14 protein-coding genes are annotated in these 18,665 nt (G+C 67.2%); 7 read left to right on the top strand and 7 right to left on the bottom strand.

Going from position 1 to position 18,665, the window contains the following annotated elements:
* Positions 1-47 precede the first annotated feature (47 nt).
* Together putA and GC146_RS01925 are read left to right on the top strand one after the other, a co-directional pair.
* Entirely contained in the window at positions 48-3,515 is a 3,468-nt protein-coding gene (gene putA / locus GC146_RS01930) for a bifunctional proline dehydrogenase/L-glutamate gamma-semialdehyde dehydrogenase PutA (RefSeq protein ID WP_291833598.1), read from the top strand.
* A 71-nt stretch (positions 3,516-3,586) separates the two neighbouring features.
* Complete coding sequence (locus GC146_RS01925; RefSeq protein ID WP_291833595.1) at positions 3,587-4,339, top strand: rhomboid family intramembrane serine protease; 753 nt, start codon at positions 3,587-3,589, stop codon at positions 4,337-4,339.
* 7 nt (positions 4,340-4,346) lie between these two features.
* On the opposite strand, the gene GC146_RS01920 is transcribed toward GC146_RS01925, so the two are convergent.
* Together GC146_RS01920 and GC146_RS01915 are read right to left on the bottom strand one after the other, a co-directional pair.
* A complete protein-coding gene (locus GC146_RS01920; protein WP_291835787.1) occupies positions 4,347-4,670 on the bottom strand; it encodes a hypothetical protein in 324 nt (107 codons plus the stop codon).
* 42 nt (positions 4,671-4,712) lie between these two features.
* Complete coding sequence (locus tag GC146_RS01915; RefSeq protein ID WP_291833592.1) at positions 4,713-5,501, bottom strand: inositol monophosphatase family protein; 789 nt, start codon at positions 5,499-5,501, stop codon at positions 4,713-4,715.
* 153 nt (positions 5,502-5,654) lie between these two features.
* Here GC146_RS01915 and GC146_RS01910 point away from each other — a divergent pair, with 153 nt between their 5' ends.
* Positions 5,655-7,619 carry an EAL domain-containing protein gene (locus GC146_RS01910; RefSeq protein ID WP_291833590.1) on the top strand — a complete coding sequence of 655 codons (1,965 nt, stop codon included), beginning with the start codon at positions 5,655-5,657 and terminating at the stop codon, positions 7,617-7,619.
* A gap of 25 nt (positions 7,620-7,644) precedes the next feature.
* On the opposite strand, the gene GC146_RS01905 is transcribed toward GC146_RS01910, so the two are convergent.
* Complete coding sequence (locus tag GC146_RS01905; protein WP_291833588.1) at positions 7,645-8,586, bottom strand: LysR family transcriptional regulator; 942 nt, start codon at positions 8,584-8,586, stop codon at positions 7,645-7,647.
* Between the two features lie 108 nt (positions 8,587-8,694).
* Between GC146_RS01905 and metF the strand changes: the two genes are divergently transcribed.
* Positions 8,695-9,561 (top strand): methylenetetrahydrofolate reductase [NAD(P)H], encoded by an 867-nt coding sequence (gene metF, locus GC146_RS01900; RefSeq protein ID WP_291833586.1) that lies wholly within the window; start codon positions 8,695-8,697, stop codon positions 9,559-9,561.
* Here metF and GC146_RS01895 read toward each other — a convergent pair.
* The gene (locus GC146_RS01895) at positions 9,482-10,606 is read right to left on the bottom strand and encodes a DUF2235 domain-containing protein (protein WP_291833584.1); all 1,125 of its coding nucleotides are present in this window, start codon (positions 10,604-10,606) and stop codon (positions 9,482-9,484) included. The two genes, metF and GC146_RS01895, sit on opposite strands and share 80 nt — an antisense overlap.
* A 96-nt stretch (positions 10,607-10,702) precedes the next feature.
* The gene (locus GC146_RS01890; RefSeq protein ID WP_291833582.1) at positions 10,703-11,821 is read right to left on the bottom strand and encodes a type III PLP-dependent enzyme; all 1,119 of its coding nucleotides are present in this window, start codon (positions 11,819-11,821) and stop codon (positions 10,703-10,705) included.
* A 108-nt stretch (positions 11,822-11,929) separates the two neighbouring features.
* On the opposite strand from GC146_RS01890, the gene GC146_RS01885 reads away from it, so the two are divergent.
* Positions 11,930-12,370 (top strand): Lrp/AsnC family transcriptional regulator, encoded by a 441-nt coding sequence (locus GC146_RS01885; RefSeq protein WP_291833579.1) that lies wholly within the window; start codon positions 11,930-11,932, stop codon positions 12,368-12,370.
* Here the strand turns inward: GC146_RS01885 and GC146_RS01880 are convergent.
* Positions 12,367-13,074, bottom strand: coding sequence for a DUF3592 domain-containing protein (locus GC146_RS01880; protein ID WP_291833578.1), 708 nt, complete (start codon positions 13,072-13,074; stop codon positions 12,367-12,369). The genes GC146_RS01885 and GC146_RS01880 overlap by 4 nt on opposite strands.
* A gap of 76 nt (positions 13,075-13,150) precedes the next feature.
* Here GC146_RS01880 and GC146_RS01875 point away from each other — a divergent pair, with 76 nt between their 5' ends.
* Positions 13,151-16,180: a valine--tRNA ligase gene (locus GC146_RS01875; RefSeq protein ID WP_291833576.1), complete on the top strand. Its 3,030-nt coding sequence runs from the start codon at positions 13,151-13,153 to the stop codon at positions 16,178-16,180.
* 134 nt (positions 16,181-16,314) lie between these two features.
* Positions 16,315-17,424, top strand: coding sequence for a pyridoxal phosphate-dependent aminotransferase (locus GC146_RS01870; RefSeq protein ID WP_291833575.1), 1,110 nt, complete (start codon positions 16,315-16,317; stop codon positions 17,422-17,424).
* On the opposite strand, the gene GC146_RS01865 is transcribed toward GC146_RS01870, so the two are convergent.
* The gene (locus GC146_RS01865) at positions 17,421-18,608 is read right to left on the bottom strand and encodes an aminotransferase class V-fold PLP-dependent enzyme (protein ID WP_291833573.1); all 1,188 of its coding nucleotides are present in this window, start codon (positions 18,606-18,608) and stop codon (positions 17,421-17,423) included. The genes GC146_RS01870 and GC146_RS01865 overlap by 4 nt on opposite strands.
* Positions 18,609-18,665: the final 57 nt, after the last annotated feature.

The following is an 18,665-nucleotide window of genomic DNA, read 5'->3' as shown; positions in this document are numbered from 1 at the left end:
CCCCGCGACAATCGGCTATCATGGGTCGATCATCACAAGGACAGATCATGACCCAGACCTCCGCCGCGGACCTGCGTGCCGCCATCGACGCCGCCATCTATGCCGACGAGGGTGCAGCGCTGGACGCGTTGCGCACACAGGCGGCGCTTGGCGAACTGGAGCGTGCGCGGATCGCGGCAAAGGGCGCCGATCTTGTCCGCCAGATACGCGCCGGCGCCGAGCCGGGGCTGATGGAGGTGTTCCTTGCCGAATACGGCCTGTCCACCGACGAGGGCATTGCCCTGATGTGCCTCGCCGAGGCACTGCTGCGGGTGCCAGATGCCGAGACAATCGACGCGCTGATCGAGGACAAGATCGCGCCGTCGGACTGGGGCAAGCACCTTGGCCGCTCCGCCTCGTCGCTGGTCAATGCCTCGACCTGGGCGCTGATGTTGACGGGCCGGGTGCTGGACGAGCGGCAGGCGGGTCTGACCGGCGCCTTGAAGGGCGCGATCAAACGGCTGGGCGAGCCGGTGATCCGCACCGCCGTTGGCCGCGCCATGCGCGAGATGGGCCGTCAGTTCGTGCTGGGCGAGGATATCGGCAAGGCGATGAAGCGGGCCGAGGGCATGCAGGCCAAGGGCTTTACCTACAGCTATGACATGCTGGGCGAGGCGGCGCGAACAGAAGCCGACGCGCGGGCCTACCACCTGTCCTATTCGCGTGCGATTTCGGCGATTGCCGCGCATTGCACGCATGACAGCGTGGCCGAGAACCCCGGCATCTCGGTCAAGCTTTCGGCGCTGCATCCGCGCTACGAGGTGGCCCAGAAGGCCCGCGTGATGGAGGAACTTGTGCCGCGGGTGAAGGCACTGGCGCTTCTGGCCAAGGCCGCCGGCATGGGCTTCAACATCGACGCGGAAGAGGCCGACCGGCTGGCCCTGTCGCTCGACGTGATCGAGGCGGTTCTGTCGGACGGCGCGCTGAGGGGCTGGGACGGGTTCGGCATCGTGGTGCAGGCCTACGGCCAGCGCGCGCCGCTTGTCATCGATTACCTGCATGATCTGGCCACGCGGCTGAACCGGCGGATCATGGTGCGGCTGGTCAAGGGCGCCTATTGGGATGCCGAGATCAAGCGCGCGCAGGTCGAGGGGATGGCAGGCTTCCCGGTCTTTACCGCCAAGCAGGCGACCGACATCAGCTACATCGCCAATGCGCGCAAGCTGCTGGGCCTGACCGACAGGATCTACCCGCAATTCGCCACCCACAACGCCCATACCGTGGCAGCGGTGCTGGACATGGCGCGCAGCATGGGCCGGACACGCGAGGATTTCGAGTTCCAGCGCCTGCACGGCATGGGCGAGACGCTACACACGATCGTGCTGAAGGCCGAGGGCACGCGCTGTCGCATCTACGCGCCCGTCGGCGCGCATGAAGACCTGCTGGCCTACCTCGTGCGCAGGCTGCTGGAGAACGGCGCGAATTCCAGCTTCGTCAACCAGATCGTCGACAAGGCGGTCCCTCCCGAAGTGGTTGCGGCAGACCCGTTCGGCCCGCTGCGCGCCACACCGCACCTGCCGGACGGGCCAGACCTGTTCCAGCCAGAGCGCGGCAATTCGCGCGGCTGGGATATTACCCATACGCCGACGCTGGACGCGCTGGACGCGGGCCGCGCCCCCTTTGACAAGGCCGCGTGGGAGGCACACCCGCTGACCCCCGGCTGGGCGAAATTCGCCGGTGCCGGCGTGGCCCACCCGGTGACCAACCCGGCCGCAGGCGATGCCGTAGGCCAGGTGGCCGAAGCCTCGGCCGAGGTGATTGCCGCAGCACTGGACGATGCCCGGACATGGCAGGCGCCGGTCACCGACCGCGCGCGCATCCTGAACGCCGCCGCCGATGCCTACGAGGCCAATGCGCCCGAGCTTTTCGCGCTGCTGGCGCGCGAGGCAGGCAAAACACTGGCCGACGCGGTCAGCGAGGTCCGCGAGGCGGTCGATTTCCTGCGCTATTACGCGGCGCAGGCTGTCGCGGCGGGCGATCTCGCGCCGCGCGGCATCTGGACCTGCATCAGCCCCTGGAACTTTCCGCTGGCCATCTTCACCGGCCAGATCGCGGCGGCGCTGGCGGCGGGCAACGCGGTACTGGCGAAACCCGCGCCGCAGACCCCGCTGGTCGCCTTCTGCGCGGTGCAGATGATGCATGCGGCGGGCGTGCCGGCCGAGGTGCTGCAATTGCTGCCGGGTGGCGGCGAGGTGGGCGCGGCGCTGTCGGCCGATCCGCGGCTGGGCGGCGTGGTCTTTACCGGCTCGACCGCGACGGCGCGCAAGATCCGCATGGCGATGGCCGGCACCTGCGCGCCCGGCACGCCGCTGATCGCCGAAACCGGCGGGCTGAACGCGATGATCGTCGATTCCACCGCCCTGCCCGAACATGCCGTGCGCGACATCGTCGCCTCGGCCTTCCGTTCGGCCGGGCAGCGCTGTTCGGCGCTGCGCTGCCTTTACCTGCAGGAGGACGTGGCCGGGAAGGTGCTGAAGATGCTCAAGGGCGCGATGGCAGAGTTGCGGCTGGGCGACCCGGGCGATCTAGCAACCGATGTCGGACCGGTGATCGACGCCGCCGCGCATGCGACGATTGCCGCGCACGTGGCGCAGGCCCGCGCCGAGGGGCGGGTGATCCACGAACTGGCCGCGCCGGCAGAGGGCCATTTCATCGGCCCGGCGGTGATCCGCATCAAGGGCATCGCCGAACTGGAGCGCGAGGTCTTCGGCCCGGTACTGCACGTGGCCACCTTCCGCGCCGACGAGATCGACGCGGTGATCGACGCCGTGAATGCCAGCGGCTACGGCCTGACCTTCGGCCTGCATACCCGCATCGACGACCGGGTGCAGACCGTGGTCGAGCGCGTGCATGCCGGCAACATCTACGTCAACCGCAACCAGATCGGCGCCGTGGTGGGCAGCCAGCCCTTCGGCGGCGAGGGCCTTTCGGGAACCGGGCCCAAGGCGGGCGGACCGCACTACCTGCCGCGCTTTGCCGCCCCGCAACCAGGAACGGGGGGCGCGGACTGGACCGGGCCCGCCGACATGGCCGCGCTGGGCAAGGCGCTGCGCGCTGCCCCCGCCGCGCGGAAACTGCCCGTGCGTGACCTGCCCGGCCCCACGGGCGAATCGAACCGTTTGAGCCTGCATCCGCGCGCGCCTGTCCTCTGCCTTGGCCCCGGCCCCGAGGCGGCAGCGGAACAGGCGGCGGCGGTCGAGGCGCTGGGCGGTCACGCGGTACAGGCCGGCGGCGCCGTGGACCCGGCCGCACTGACGGCGCTGGCGCCACTGGGCGCGGTGTTGTGGTGGGGCGAAGCCAAGATCGGTCGCGCGATTGAGGAGGCGCTGGCGCGCCGCGAGGGCCCGCTGGTTGCGCTGGTCACCTCTCGGCCCGACGCGGCGCACGTGCTGCACGAACGCCACGTCTGCATCGATACCACGGCGGCGGGCGGCAATGCCGCGCTGCTGGCGCAAGTCTCCGGCGCGGCGGCATGACGCGCAATCATGCGGTGACAATCCGCGCCGGGCGCCTAGTCTGATCCTCAGACAGCCGCCCGGAGCCTGCGATGTTCCCGATCCGCGATCACAACCCCTCGTCCCGCACACCCGTGGCCACATGGGTGCTGATCGGGTTGAACGTGGCCATCTACCTTTACGGGCTGGGCGCGCTGAATTCGAACTTCGCCATGAACCGGTTTCTCTTTGATTACGCGATGATCCCGGCGCGGATCAGCGCGGGGCAGAATTACAGCGGGCTTGTCACCTCGCTCTTCATTCATGCCGGGTTCATGCATCTTGCGGGCAACATGCTGTTCTTGTGGATCTTCGGGGACAACATGGAGGACCAACTGGGCACGGCGGGCTTCGTCGCCTTCTACCTTGTCTGCGGCGTTGGCGCAGACCTGGGACAGTATCTTGCAGACCCGGCCAGCCGGGTGCCCACGATCGGGGCCTCTGGTGCGATTGCCGGGGTGATGGGGGGCTACCTGCTGTTCTTTCCGCGCGCGCGGGTCGACGTGCTGATTTTCCTCGTCGTCTATGCGCGACTGATCCCGATCCCGGCATGGCTGGTGCTGGGGCTGTGGTTCGGCCTGCAACTGTTCAGCGGCGTCGGGTCAGACCCGACGGGGGGCGGCGTGGCCTATTGGGCGCATGTGACCGGCTTCGGACTGGGGCTGACGCTGATGATTCCGGTCTGGGCTTTTCGCGGCGGGCCCGCTTTCTGGGCGCGAAGCCACGGCGAGCCACCCCATCCCGAGGCAACGGGGTTGGCGCCAAGCATCGTGCCCGTGGTGCGCCGTCCCAAGGACCGCCGCTAGGTCAGCCTCAGTCGTGGCCCTCGTGGTCTCTGCTGCCACCATAAGACCCGCCGGAAGTGCCCGACGATGTGCCGGATGACGTGCCCGACGACGTGCCCGACGAGTTTCCCACCGTGGTGCCCGACGTGGCCGGCCGATAATCGACGTGCACGTTCTGGATTCCGGTGCTGATCTTGTCGGCCAACGCCACCGCGCCGCCCGAAACTGCGTTCGTCACGGCCAGGCCAAAGCCGACCGCCATCGCGGTACCCACCACATAATCAACAGTTACCGCGCCGTCCTCGGCAGCGGCAAATGACCGCAAGAAATCGGATTTAAAAATGTTAATCATCATGCCGTCAGGATAGACGGCCATTTTGGCAAGACTATGGCGTCAGGCGCCGCGAATGACCTTGGCAAAACTTTCGAACACGCCGGGGGCCGCGCCGACGAGTTCGCCATCGGCAAGAATGTCGCCCTCGGGGTTCAACGGCTCGATGAATCCGCCCGCCTCGCGCAGGATGACAACACCGGCCGCGATGTCCCAGGCATGCAGCCGCCGTTCCCAGAAGCCGTCGTAACGACCCGCCGCGACATAGGCGAGGTCCAGCGCCGCCGCGCCGAACCGGCGCACACCGGCGCAGGCGGGCAACAGCCGGGCCAGATCCTGCAAGGTCGCAGGCAGATCAGACCGCCCGCCAAAAGGCAGCCCCGTGGCGAACAGGCATTCGATCATCCGGGTCCGGCCCGACACGCGCAGCCGGCTTTCGTTCAGCCACGCCCCCTCGCCCTTCTCGGCATAGAACATCTCGTCCTTGACCGGGTCGTAGATCACGCCGGCAACCGGCTGGCCCTTGTGTTCCAGCGCGATCGACACCGCCCAATGCGGCAGGCCGTGCAGAAAGTTGCTGGTGCCGTCGAGCGGGTCGACGATCCAGCGGCGCGTCGGGTCCTCGCCGGCGATCTCGCCACCTTCCTCGCCGACAAATCCGTAAGAGGGGCGCGCAGCCATCAGATCGTCGCGGATGGTTGTCTCGGCCTGACGGTCCGCACGGCTGACGAAATCGCCCGGTCCCTTGGCCGAGACCTGCAGGTGCTCGACCTCGCCAAAGTCCTTCAGCAGGGCGCGTCCCGCCTTGCGGGCGGTCTTCATCATGACGTTGAGGTTCGCGCTGCCGGGCATCTGTCGCTCCTTCGGGGGTCAGGCGGGGCGTATAGGCGGTTGGCGCAACCCCGACAAGGGGCGCGACGGCAACCGCGATCATCAATGATCTGTTAACCTTTTGTTGTCATCTTGACCTCTAGACTGCGACGAGGACCGGGGTGGCCGCAGCGCATGTTCTCTAAGACATACGAAAAGATCCGCTATCAGTCGCGGTTCGTCGTTCATATCTCGCGGCGCGACCTGCCCAAGCGGCTGGCCTCGACGTTTCTTGTCTGCGGCATCATGCTGTGGCTGGGCGAATGGCGCAGCGCGGCGCTGATCGGCGGCGCGATCCTGTTTTTCGAGGCCTGCGGGCTGACCCTTCATCTCACCATGCCGGCGCGCGACGCGCTGGTAAGCCCCGGGCGGGTGCTGGTGATCTGGCTGGTCAACTGGACCTCGATCGGCGCCTTCATCGCTCCCGCATTCGTTTTCACCGGACAGGGATCGGTTGCCATGCTGCTTGCAGGCTACCTGTGGCTGTTCGGTATTTTCGTTCACATTTCCAATACCTTCGCAGCACTCCCCTTCTTCAACTGGTCGCTGATGATCCCCTCGTTCAGCGCGGCCTTCGTCGTCTATTACCTCTCGGCAGGCATGGTCTATGCACAAGCCTCGCCGTGGCAATGGCTGGTCACGGCGGGGATGATGGTGGTCTACATCTTCAACACGGTCGAAACGCTGTCCAAGCAGAAGGACACCGCCCATGCGCTGGAGCGCGCGCGCGAAGAGGCCAATGCCCGGTTGCGCGCGCTGGAACATCTGTCGCTGCATGACAGCCTGACCGGTCTGCTCAACCGTCGTGCCTTCGACATCGAACTGGGCCGCATGCTGGCCGCGCCGCAGCCGGGCGGACAAACGGCGGTGTTCCTGATGGACCTCGACGGGTTCAAGCCGATCAACGACACCTATAGCCACGAAGCGGGCGACCATGTTCTGGTCGAGATTGGCCGCAGACTGCGCCGGATCGCCGGGACCCGAGGCATCGCAGCGCGGTTGGGCGGCGACGAGTTTGCCCTTGCCTTTCCGGGGGTTGAGGGCAGCGGTGCCGCGCTTCGGCTGGCCGAACGCGTGGCCCGCGCGATGCAGGCCCCGGTCCACTACCTTGACCGCGCGTTGCAGGTCAGCGCCTCGGTCGGGATCAGCCTTGGGCAGGACGGCAAACTGGGGGTCGAGGCGCTGTGCGCGCAGGCCGATCAGGCAATGTTCAAGGCCAAGTCAGAAAGCGGGGGGCATGCGGCCCTCTACGAGCCCGGTCGCTTCGTACCGCGCCCCAGCCTCGAAGATCGCACCGCCATTCTCGACGCCATGACGCGGGGGCAGATCCGGCCTTTCTACCAGCCCAAGGTCTGCCTTGAGACCGGGCGCATCGCCGGGTTCGAGGCGCTGGCACGTTGGCTGCACCCGATCCGGGGCCAGCTATCGCCGGGCGACTTCCTGCCGCAGGTCAACGAATTGGGGCTGCAGGGCGAATTCCTGTCGCACATTACCGGGCGCGTCCTGCGGGATGTGGCCGCGCTGATGGCCGAAGGGCTGGACCCCGGGCAGGTCTCCATCAACGTGCCCGAGGTGGCGCTGGCCACCCGCAGTGGCCGGTCCGACCTCGAGGCGCTGATCGCGCGCTATCCGCAGGTCCGGGGCCACGTGACCTTCGAGATCACCGAAGACGTGTTCATCGCGCGCGCGGCGGAGATGATCCAATCCAGCATCGCGCATTTCCGGGCGCTGGGCCTGCGCATCTCGCTGGACGATTTCGGCACCGGTTTTGCATCATTCCAGCACCTGCGGCAGCTGGAATTCGACGAGCTGAAGATCGACACCACCTTTGTCGCCGGACTGGGCCTTGATCCGGCCGCAGATGTGCTGGTGGCAGGGTTTCTGTCAATCGGCACCGGACTTGGCGTGCGGGTGGTTGCCGAAGGCGTGGAAACGGATGACCAGTTGCGCCAGTTGCGGCGGATGGGATGCACCGTCGGGCAGGGTTTCCTCTTTGGCGCCGCCATGCCCTTGGCAGACGCGCGCACCCGTCTGCTTGCCGAAGGGGCGCGGCTGCCCGCCCCTGTCCATGGCGCCGGGCCACCGGGCGCAGCCGCCTGAAATCCGGCGGCGCGGGGCCGCGCGCTCAGTCGCCTCTTTCGCCCGTCCAAGTGCCACCCGCTGCAGGGCGCTGCAGCTTGACCGCCTCCTGCCGGGCCAACCGCACGACATGGGCCATGAAGGGCCGCGCGGTATCCTCGGCCCGCGTCGCGGCGTAAAGACGGCGCGTCAGCCCTGTCTCGGTCAGCCGCCGGGTGACATATTCGCTGTTGGTGCGAACCTGCCGCAACACCCAGTCGGGCAAAACTGAAACACCCCGGTTCGAGGCCACCAGCATCAGGATGACCGCTGTCATCTCGACCTGCCTGAGCGCCGCGGGTTCGACCCCCGCAGGGGTCAGAAGCTGCGAGAATATATCGAGGCGCGCACGCTCGACCGGGTAGGTGATCAGCGTCTGGTCGCGAAAATCGGCCGCCTCGATCCAAGGGCGCGCCGCCAACGGGTTCTGCGCGGCTGCGACGAACAGCGGCTCGTAATCGAAAAGCGGCGTGAAATCGACACCCGGCATTTCCTCGGGGTCCGACGAGATGACAACGTCCACCTCCTCTCGCCTGAGCGCCGGCAGCGCCTCGAAGGCCAGGCCGGGGCGGATGTCGACATCGACCTCGGGCCATGCCTTTCGAAACTGTTCCAGCACCGGGAACAGCCATTCGAAACAGGCATGGCATTCGATCGCGATGTGCAGCCGTCCCGACCGTCCGCTGACCAGCCCCGCGAACTCGGCCTCAAGGGCCGCGATCTGGGGCAGGATCCGCTCTGCCGCCGCCAACAGTTTCATGCCCGCGGCCGACAGGCGCAAAGGCTTGGACCGGCGCACGAAAAGCTCTACCCCGGCCTGATCCTCGATGCCCTTGACCTGATGCGACAAGGCAGATTGCGTCATGTTCAGCGCGTCGGCCGCGCGGGCCAGCCCACCGGTGTCATGGATCGCCTTGATCGTCCGCAGGTGCCGGAACTCGATATGCAAGCGAGCCGCCTTTCGTGAATGAACTTCATGATCATCCTGAAGGTTATGAATTTGCTTCATGCTCTGCAATCGGAGAAAACGGTCGTCGCACGCATGTCAGGACAGAAGATGACCCAGCCCACCGTCTCTTTCGAATTCTTCCCGCCGCGCAACCTCGAGGCCTCGTTCCGCCTGTGGGACACGCTGCAGGTGCTGGCGCCCTTCGCGCCCGATTTCGTGTCGGTCACCTATGGCGCGGGCGGCACCACGCGGCAACTGACGCACGAAGCGGTGGCAACCATCCGCAAGCGCACCGGCCTCGACGTGGCTGCGCACCTGACCTGCGTGGACGCCACCCGCGCTGAAACGCTGGCCATCGCCGCCGATTACGCCGCTGCGGGCGTTACTCAGATCGTCGCGCTGCGGGGCGATCCGCCCAAGGGCGCGGGCGCCTTCAGCCCCGCGCCCGATGGCTTTGCCTCGTCGACCGATCTGGTCGCGGCGCTGGCCGAAACGGGCAAGTTCCAAATCCGGGTCGGCGCCTATCCCGAGAAACACCCCGAGGCCGCCAGCGCGCGCGCCGACATCGACCACCTCAAGCGCAAGATCGACGCGGGCGCGACCAGCGCGATCACCCAGTTCTTCTTCGAGGCCGAAACCTTCTTTCGCTTCCGCGATGCCTGCGCCGATGCCGGCATCACCGCGCCGATCCTGCCGGGGATCCTGCCGGTCGAGAACTGGGCCGGCGCCCGCCGCTTTGCCGCTGCCTGCGGCACCACCGTCCCACCACTTGTCGCCAGCGCCTTCGACCGTGCGGCCACGACCGGCACCGAAGACCTGCTGGCCACCGCGCTGGCGACCGAGCTGTGCGACGACCTGCTGCAAGGCGGCGTCGAGCACCTGCATTTCTACACGCTCAACCGTCCCGAACTGACCCGCGACGTGTGTCATGCGCTGGGCCTGACGCCCAAGGTGGAGTTGAAGAACGTGGCGTGAAGGCGGGCCCGACAAAGCGCGCCGCGACCCGCCCCGTCACCGTTTCATGCACAGTTTCCGACGGGTCGCGCCCGACAAGGCGCGGCCTGCGGGCCAAAAACAGCAAGCTCCAGCCTTTCCATGTGCCCAGCGACGGCGCGGTGACATCCTGCGCAAAGCGGTCACGCCAGCCTGCCGGCAAAGTCAGGCCGCATTCTACCAGACGATCCAGCATCCAGACCAATGGGATGTTGGCCAGAGGGCGCGAGTCCATCGCGTCGCCCAGTTGCCCGCCGACATCGCCATGGGTGCCGCGGAACCAGACCTGCTGCATTTCCCCCGCCCAGCCCAAGGGCCGTTGCCACATCACCGGGGCGAAGGCCTCTCGCGTCTCGTCAATGGCCAGCGCGTGGAAACCGTGGCCCACATGGGGGCCCAGCGCGTGGTTATGAAACTCGTGCCGGGTCTCGGCCCAGCGCCAAAGGATTGGCAGGCGCAGGCCGAGCGCCTTGACGGTATCCCAGACCGCGACCGCCTCGATCCGCACGTCTTCGTGGCAATAAAGCGCACGAAATGTTTCGGCCGCCGGGCTGGTCGCCCCGGCGCGGTAATGACGATAGGCCTGCCTTATCGCCCGCACCGTCGCCTCGCGCGAACGGACAAGCCCCACCATGCCCACCACGCCGGCCAACGAGCGCACGGCGTAGGCGCCGCGCGAATAGCCGATCAGCATGATCCTGTCGCCGGGATGATAGCGCGAGGCGAGCACGCCGTAGGCCCGTTCGATCTGCCGGTTGATGCCCTTTCCGGTCATCACGTCCATCGTGCCCGACCAGTCGCGCCACTGCACGCCGGCCTCGTAATAGACGGTCAGGTTGGCGGTGCTGCCCACCTCGCGCAGCAGTTTGAAGGTGAGGCCCGCGTTGGATTCGTACCCCGGCGCAAGCGAGGACATCGTGCCGTCGAGGATGATGACATGGGTGGCCTGACCGCGTCGGCGACGCGCGCCCTCGCCCGAGACGGCGCGCCGCCCGACGAGGCCCAGAACCCAGTCCCTGAAAGACACCTTGCCTCCTGCGCGCGGAACCTGTCAGCCCTGCCCCGCCCTGCCGTTATGACAAAGGCGGCCGATCCGCGCAAACCGGATAGCACGGGCGGGTGATCACAGGCTGGCGACCGACACCGTGCGCCAGTCGCCATAGCCGTTGAACCGGGTCGAGACGCCGGTGACGTAAGCGCCCATGCCGCGAAAGAGCATCACGTCGCCCGGCGCGGTATCGACGGGCAGCGGGACAAGCCCCGGCAGCCGGTCGAGGCTGTCGCAAGTCGGCCCGAAAACGGCCGTCGGTCGGGCCGCGCCCTGCCGCGCCGCGCCGCCCGGCGCATGGACGCTGAAGCGCGGCACGCCCATCGAGGGCGCTTCCGACAATGCACCATAGATGCCATCGGCAAGGTAGGCGCGGCCGGGGCGCAGCGCCTTGACCGGCACGGCATGGGCAAAGGCATCGGCCACCAGCGCGCGACCGGGTTCGCAGACCAGCGCCGGGCAGATCGGAAAGGCCGAAAGTGCTGCGTGAATGGCAGTGAAATAGGGTTTCAAGTCGATCGCCACGCCGCCGCGCGCCGAGGGAAAGCCGCCACCCACGTTCAGCCGGGCAATCGTCACGCCCGCCACAGCGGCGATCCGCGCGGCCTCGGTAACGTAGCTGGCCCAGGCGGAGGGGTCCGTGCATTGGGTGCCGACATGGAACGTCAGCGCCGGGGTCAGCCCGCGCGCGGCGACCCGCGCCAGAAGGCCGATGGCCTCGTCCGGGGTCGCGCCGAACTTTTCCCCGAAGTTATACGCCGCACCCGCGACAGGCAGCTTGAACCGCACGGCAACCTCTGTTCCCGGCGCAAGGCGCGCAAGCTTTTCCAGCTCGCCCGCCTCGTCGACCGACCACGAGGCGACGCCCGCCGCCAGCCCCGCCGCTATTTCGGCCGGGCTGCGCACCGGGTTGTTGTAATGCAGCGCCGCGCGGGGGAACAACCTGCGCACCAGCGCGATTTCCTCGGGCGAGGCCACGTCAAAGCCCGTCACACCGCCGGCCGCCAACGCACGCAGTACCGCCTCGTCCGGGTTCGCCTTGACCGCGTAGGTGACCATGCCGCCAAAGCCGCGAACAAAGGCCTTTGCCTGCGCAACAAGCACAGCCTCGGCGCGGAAATGTACCGGCGCGTCAACACCATGCCGGGACATCCAGTCCAGCGGGTCAGCAGCCATGCGGGTATGGTCGAGCATCGGGCACCTCCTGTTTTGGCAAGTCTACGGTCAGTTGCCGTCAATATGATGCGGCAGAGCGCCGAATCTGACTCGCAGTTTCGGCATTTTGCCAATAATCTTGATAATATGACGGAACCTGACGCCACAGACAGCCGCATCCTGGCCCTTCTGGCCGAGAATGCCCGCCTGCCCGTCGCCACCCTCGCGGCGCGACTGGGACTGGCGCGGACAACCGTTCAGGCCCGGATCGAACGCATGGAACGGGCGGGAGTGATTGCGGGTTATGGCGTGCGGCTGGCGGAAACCGTGCGACGCAGCCAGATCCGTGCGACGGTGCTGATCCACCTGACGCCGGCCGCGCAGGCCAGTGTTCTGGCACAACTGCGCAAGATGCCCGAGGTCATCCGTTGCCACACCACGTCGGGCCGGTTCGATCTGGCCTGCGAATTGCGCACCGCCAGCACGCTGGACCTCGACACGACGTTGGACAGGATCGGCGCGATCGACGGCGTGCAGGCGCTGGAAAGCCTCATTCACCTGTCCACCCGGATCGACCGCGCGGGTTAGCGCGTGCCGACGTCGCCTTCCCACACGGCCTTCGCACCGCCCTTGGGATCGGCGTAAACTGTCAGTGCCGCTCCGATGGCCGGCAAGGTTTTGGCCTTGTGCACAAGGGTCTTGCCTTCCGCACCCGTCTCATCCCGCCAAAGTGCAACCCATGAGGTTGGCTTGTCGTTGGTTTTGCCCTTCACCTCGTGTGCCACGACCTGCGCCCTCCGCACCTCGCCATGTTCGCGCAAAGCCACCTCGATCTTCGACCGGCCCCACTGGACCCAGCCCCAGACCACCCCGCCGGCAAGAAACACCGCTGAGATCAGCATCAGGATCCAACCGTTGAAACCGGTGCGGCCACGCACGACCTCGCTTTTGGCAGGATCGGCGGGCAGGTAGGTGACCTCGATCGGCGCACCCTTCTGCAACGCATAATAATCCTCGTAGCCGATCGTCTGGCTGGCAGAGACGATGTTCTCGTCCGGGGTCTGAAAGTAGTAATGCGCGGTATATGTCGGGGTGCGATTGGTCCGGCTGGTGGACGTCAGATCGCTAAGCGTTCCCATCACCTTGACGCCGTCGCGGTCCAGATCTTGCGCGAATGTGCGTTGTGTCACTGCGACCGCGCCAAATGCCACGCCCATCGCGAGGGCTATTGCCGCGCCCCAGCCTCCTGCGGCCCAGAACATCCGCGCTGCTGATCGCTTCGGATAGGGCATGCGCGGCTCCATAACGGCTTTCCCTTGTTAGCCTCGCAAGCTAAACCGCAGCGATCAAGAAGAAACGGGGGCCCCGATGGCACTGGAAAAGACTTTTGACCCGTCCGAAGCCGAGGCGCGGCTGTCCGCCGCATGGGAAGCGGCCGGTGCGTTTCGCGCCGGGGCCAATGCCCGACCGGGGGCCGAAACCTTCTGCGTGATGATCCCGCCCCCCAACGTCACCGGTTCGCTGCACGTGGGCCACGCCTTCAACAACACGCTGCAGGACATCCTGACGCGCTGGCACCGGATGCGCGGGCATGACACGCTGTGGCAGCCCGGGACCGACCATGCCGGCATCGCCACCCAGTTGGTGGTCGAGCGGCAGTTGGCGCGGGAGGGCAACGAGACCCGCGCGCAGATGGGCCGCGAGAAGTTCCTTGAAAAGGTCTGGAAGTGGAAGGCCGAGTCCGGCGGCAACATCCGCAACCAGCTGAAACGCCTTGGCGCGTCGTGCGACTGGGACCGCGAGGCGTTCACGATGGACGCCAATTTCCACGACGCGGTCATCAAGGTCTTCGTCGAGATGTACCGCAAGGGGCTGATCTATCGCGGCAAGCGGCTGGTCAACTGGGACCCCCATTTCGAGACGGCCATCAGTGACCTCGAGGTCGAGAATATCGAGGTTGCCGGCCACATGTGGCACTTCAAGTATCCGCTCGCCGGCGGCGAGACCTATACCTACGAGGAGAAGGACGAGGACGGCAACGTCACCTTCCGCGAGACGCGCGATTATATCTCCATCGCCACTACCCGGCCCGAAACGATGCTGGGCGATGGCGCGGTGGCGGTTCACCCCTCCGACACCCGCTATGCGCCCATCGTCGGCAAGCTGTGCGAAATTCCGGTTGGCCCGAAGGAACACCGCCGCCTGATCCCGATCATTCTCGACGACTACCCCGATCCCACCTTCGGCTCGGGCGCGGTCAAGATCACCGGCGCGCATGATTTCAACGACTACGGCGTCGCCAGCCGCAACGGCATCCCGATGTACCGGCTGATGGACACGCGCGGCCAGATGCGGGCCGATGGCGCGCCCTATGCCGAAGAGGCCGCCAAGGCGCAGGGCTTTGCTACCGGCGCGCCCTTCACCGTGGCCGAGGTCGACGCGATCAACCTTGTCCCCGAGGAATACCGCGGGCTGGACCGCTTCGAGGCGCGCAAGCGCGTGGTGGCCGATATCGATGCCGAGGGCCTGATGATCCAGGTCGAGGACAAGCCGATCATGCAGCCCTTCGGCGACCGCTCGAAAGTGGTGATCGAGCCGATGCTGACCGACCAGTGGTTCGTCGACACCGCCAAGATCGTGGAACCGGCGCTGGACGCGGTGCGCGACGGCCGCACGAAGATTCTGCCCGAGAGCGGCGAGAAGGTCTATTTCCACTGGCTGGAGAATATCGAGCCGTGGTGCATTTCCCGCCAGCTGTGGTGGGGTCACCAGATTCCGGTCTGGTACGGCCTTGGCATCCAGCCCACCGACTTTGCCGATGACGAGGGCGACGGTGAGTTGGACGAGGTCGAGATGTTCAGCCTGTTGCTGAAGGGCGCGGTCGAAAACCGCGACCCTACGCATCATTGCGCGCCCGATTTCGAGGGCGTCGAAGCGCTGTTCCGCAAGGACATCTCCGGCCTGCCGACGCCGCTGCATGCCTGCCGCGTCGTCGAGGTGGCCGACAAGGCCGCCGCGACCGAGGCGTTTGCCGCAGCCCTCGCGCGCTACGAGGTCGATCAGGACCCGACGCACCTGATCTACCCGGTCTGGCGCGACGCCGACGTGCTCGATACCTGGTTCTCCTCCGGCCTCTGGCCGATCGGCACGCTGGGCTGGCCCGCGCATACGCCGGAGCTGAAGAAATACTTCCCCACCAGCGTGCTGATCACCGGGCAGGACATCCTGTTCTTCTGGGTCGCGCGGATGATGATGATGCAGCTCGCGGTGGTGAACGAAGTGCCGTTCCATACCGTTTACCTGCATCAGCTGGTCCGCGACGAGAAGGGCGAGAAGATGTCCAAGACGCGGGGCAACGTGATTGACCCATTGGAAATCGTCGATGTCTACGGCGCCGACGCGCTGCGCTTTACCATGGCGCAGATGGCGGCGATCGGCGGCGTGCTGAAACTCAGCGAGGACCGCATCAAAGGCTATCGCAACTTCGGCACGAAGTTGTGGAACGCCGCGCGCTTTGCCGAGATGAACGGCGCGGTGGGGTCCGACGGGGCCATTCCCACGGCCACCGCCACGGTCAACAAGTGGATCATCGGCGAGACGGCCAAGGTGCGCATCGAGGTCGACGCCGCGCTAGAGGCGTTCCGCTTCAACGACGCGGCCAACGCGCTTTACGCCTTCGTCTGGGGCAAGGTCTGCGACTGGTATGTCGAGTTCTCCAAGCCGCTCCTGATGGATGGCGATGACGCCACGAAGGCCGAGACGCAGAAGGTCATGGCCTGGGTCATCGACCAATGCCTGATCCTGCTGCACCCGATCATGCCCTTCATCACCGAAGAGCTGTGGGGTACGCTGGGCAGCCGGGCCAAGATGCTGGTCCATGCCGACTGGCCGACCTATGGCGCGGAGCTGGTCGACGAGGCCGCGATGGCCGAGATGACCTGGGCGATCTCGCTGATCGAGGGCATCCGTTCGGCCCGTGCGCAGGTCAACGTGCCGGTGGGGCTGAAGGTGCCGGTGATCCAGCTGCAGGCCGACGAGGCAGGACAGGCGGCGCTCGCCAACAACCGCGCCCTGATCGAACGGCTGGCCCGGATCGACAGCATCACGCCTGCCGCCGAGGCACCCAAGGGGGCCATCACCATCCCCGTGGCCGGGGCCGCCTTCTGCCTGCCGCTGGCCGAGATCATCGACATCGGGGCGGAAAAGGCGCGGCTGGCCAAGGGTCTGGAAAAACTCGCCAAAGAGCTGAGCGGCCTGCGCGGACGCCTGAACAACCCCAAGTTCGTCGAGTCCGCCCCGCCCGAAGTGGTGGACGAGGCGCGCGCCAACCTCGCGCTGCGCGAAGAGGAAGAGGCGCAGATCAAGGCCGCGCTGGACCGTCTGGCCGAGATCGGCTGAGGCTTCTTCTGGCTGCCAGTACTCCCGCCGGAGGCTCCTGTGGCCCGCGGCGGGAGCCTCCGGCGGGAGTATTTGGAGCAAGATGAAGCGCAAGGCCGCTTGCCCCGATGCAGCGCGCCGGATTAGCTGCGGACATGACAGATGATCCGCGCCTGACCCCGCTTGCCGCCTCGTTGCCCGCGACCGTGCCCTTCGTCGGGCCCGAGACGCAGGAACGGGCGCGCGGGGCGGCATTCGTGGCGCGGCTGGGCGCCAACGAGTCCGTTTTCGGCCCCTCGCCCAAGGCCATCGCGGCGATGCAAGCGGCCGCCGCGGATGTCTGGAAATACGGCGATCCTGAAAGCCATGACCTGCGCCACGCGCTGGCGGCCCATCTCGGCGTGACTGCGGGGAACGTGATGGTGGGCGGCGGCATCGACGGGCTTCTGGGCCTCTTGGTGCGGCTGATCGTCGGCCCGGGTGAGGCGGTGGTCACCTCGGCCGGGGCCTACCCGACCTTCAACTACCACGTCGCGGGCTTTGGCGGGGTGCTGCACACGGTGCCTTACTGCGACGATGCCGAAGATCCCGCCGCGCTGATTGCCAAAGCGGCGGAGGTGGGCGCGCGGCTGATCTACCTCGCCAACCCCGACAACCCGATGGGAAGCTGGCACGGGGCCGAACGAATCGCAGCCACCATCGCTGCGGTGCCGCCGGGCGCGCTGCTGATCCTCGACGAGGCCTATATCGAGTTCGCACCGGAAGGCACCGCGCCTCCGCTCGACCCCGAAAACCCTCGGGTGATCCGGTTGCGCACCTTCTCCAAGGCGCATGGCATGGCGGGCGCGCGGGTGGGCTATGCCATCGGCCCCGCCAACCTGATCCGCGCCTTCGACAAGGTGCGCGACCATTTCGGGATGAACCGGATCAGCCAGGCGGGCGCGCTGGCGGCGCTGGCCGACGGCGACTGGCTGGCCCATGTGCAGGCGCAGGTGGCCGCCGCGCGCGACCGGATCGCCGCCATCGCGCGCGCGAACGGCCTGTCGCCGCTGCCCTCTGCCACCAATTTCGTTACCATCGACTGCGGCCGCGATGGCGCCTTTGCCAAGGCAGTGCTGGAGGAGCTGATCGCGCGGGGCATCTTCGTGCGCATGCCCTTCGTCGCGCCGCAAAACCGCTGCATCCGCGTCAGCTGTGGCACGCCTGCCGATCTTGACGCCTTCGCCGCCGCCCTGCCCGCCGCACTGGCAGCGGCGCGCGCCTAGTCTCCGGCGCCTGCGATCACGGCCGCGGCGGCATCAAGCGCCCCGTCGCCATGCGGAATCTTCAGCGCGATCAGGCCCGCCTGCACCACACCGAGCACGCCCAGCACCATGTGCGCGTTGACATGGCCCATGTGACCAATGCGAAAGAAGGCATCTGCCGGCGTGCGGCCAAGGCCGATGCCCAGCGTGACGCCAGCCACCCGCTCGCACCAGCCGCGCAGCCGGTCGCCATTGCCCGGCCCGATCCCGACCGATGTGACGGCATGCGAACGATGTGCCGGGTCCTCGACGTTCAGCGCGACGGGGCCGGTGGCACCCCAAGCCTCGAACGCGGCCCAGATGGTGCGCGCCAGTACCTCGTGCCGCGCCCAGACCTGTTCCAGCCCTTCCTCGGCGATCATGTCGAGCGCGGCGCGCAGGCCATAAATATGATGCGTGGGCGCGGTGCCGGCGAAATACTGGTGGAACATCTCGGGACGGGCGCGCGGCACCCAGTTCCAGTAACTTGTGACGCAGCCTGCCCGCCGCTGCACGTCCGCCGCGCGGTCGTTGAAGAAGACGAAGCCGAGGCCCGGCGGCGTCATCAGGCCCTTCTGGCTGGCCGCGACCATCACGTCAGCGCCCCAGGCATCCATCTCGAACCGGTCGCAGGCGAGCGAAGCAATGCAATCGACCATCAGCAGTGCCGGGTGACCGGCAGCATCGATGGCGGCCCGGACGGCCGCAACATCGCTCAGCACGCTGGACGAGGTATCGACATGGCACATCAGCACCGCCTTGATCGTGCCGGCGGTATCGGCGCGCAGCGCCGCCTCGACGCGGGCGGGATCGACAGGCGCGCGCTGTCCGTGGTCGATCACCTCGACATGCGCCTTCAGGCCCGCCGCCATTTCACCCCAGCCGATACCGAAGCGGCCGGTGGCGGCGATTAGCACCGTCTCGCCGGGGCTGAGAACGTTCGCCAGTGCTGCCTCCCATGCCGCATGGCCGTTGCCGATGTAGATCGCGACCTCGCCGCGGGTGCGCGCTACCGCCTTCAGATCTGGCACCAGCGCGGCCGTCACCTCGTGCAACTCGCCGGTATAGATGTTGGGCGCGGCGCGATGCATGGCACTGAGCACGCGGTCGGGCATCACCGAGGGGCCCGGAATGGCAAGATAGGAACGACCGTGGGACAGGGGCATCGGGGCACACCGCGCTAGGAATTGGACGAGCGGACCCTAGCGTCGGCGCGGGCGGCG

The organism is Limimaricola sp., from assembly GCF_016125575.1.
Lineage (GTDB): Bacteria > Pseudomonadota > Alphaproteobacteria > Rhodobacterales > Rhodobacteraceae > WGLM01.
This window is presented reverse-complemented; position numbering and strand designations above follow the sequence as displayed.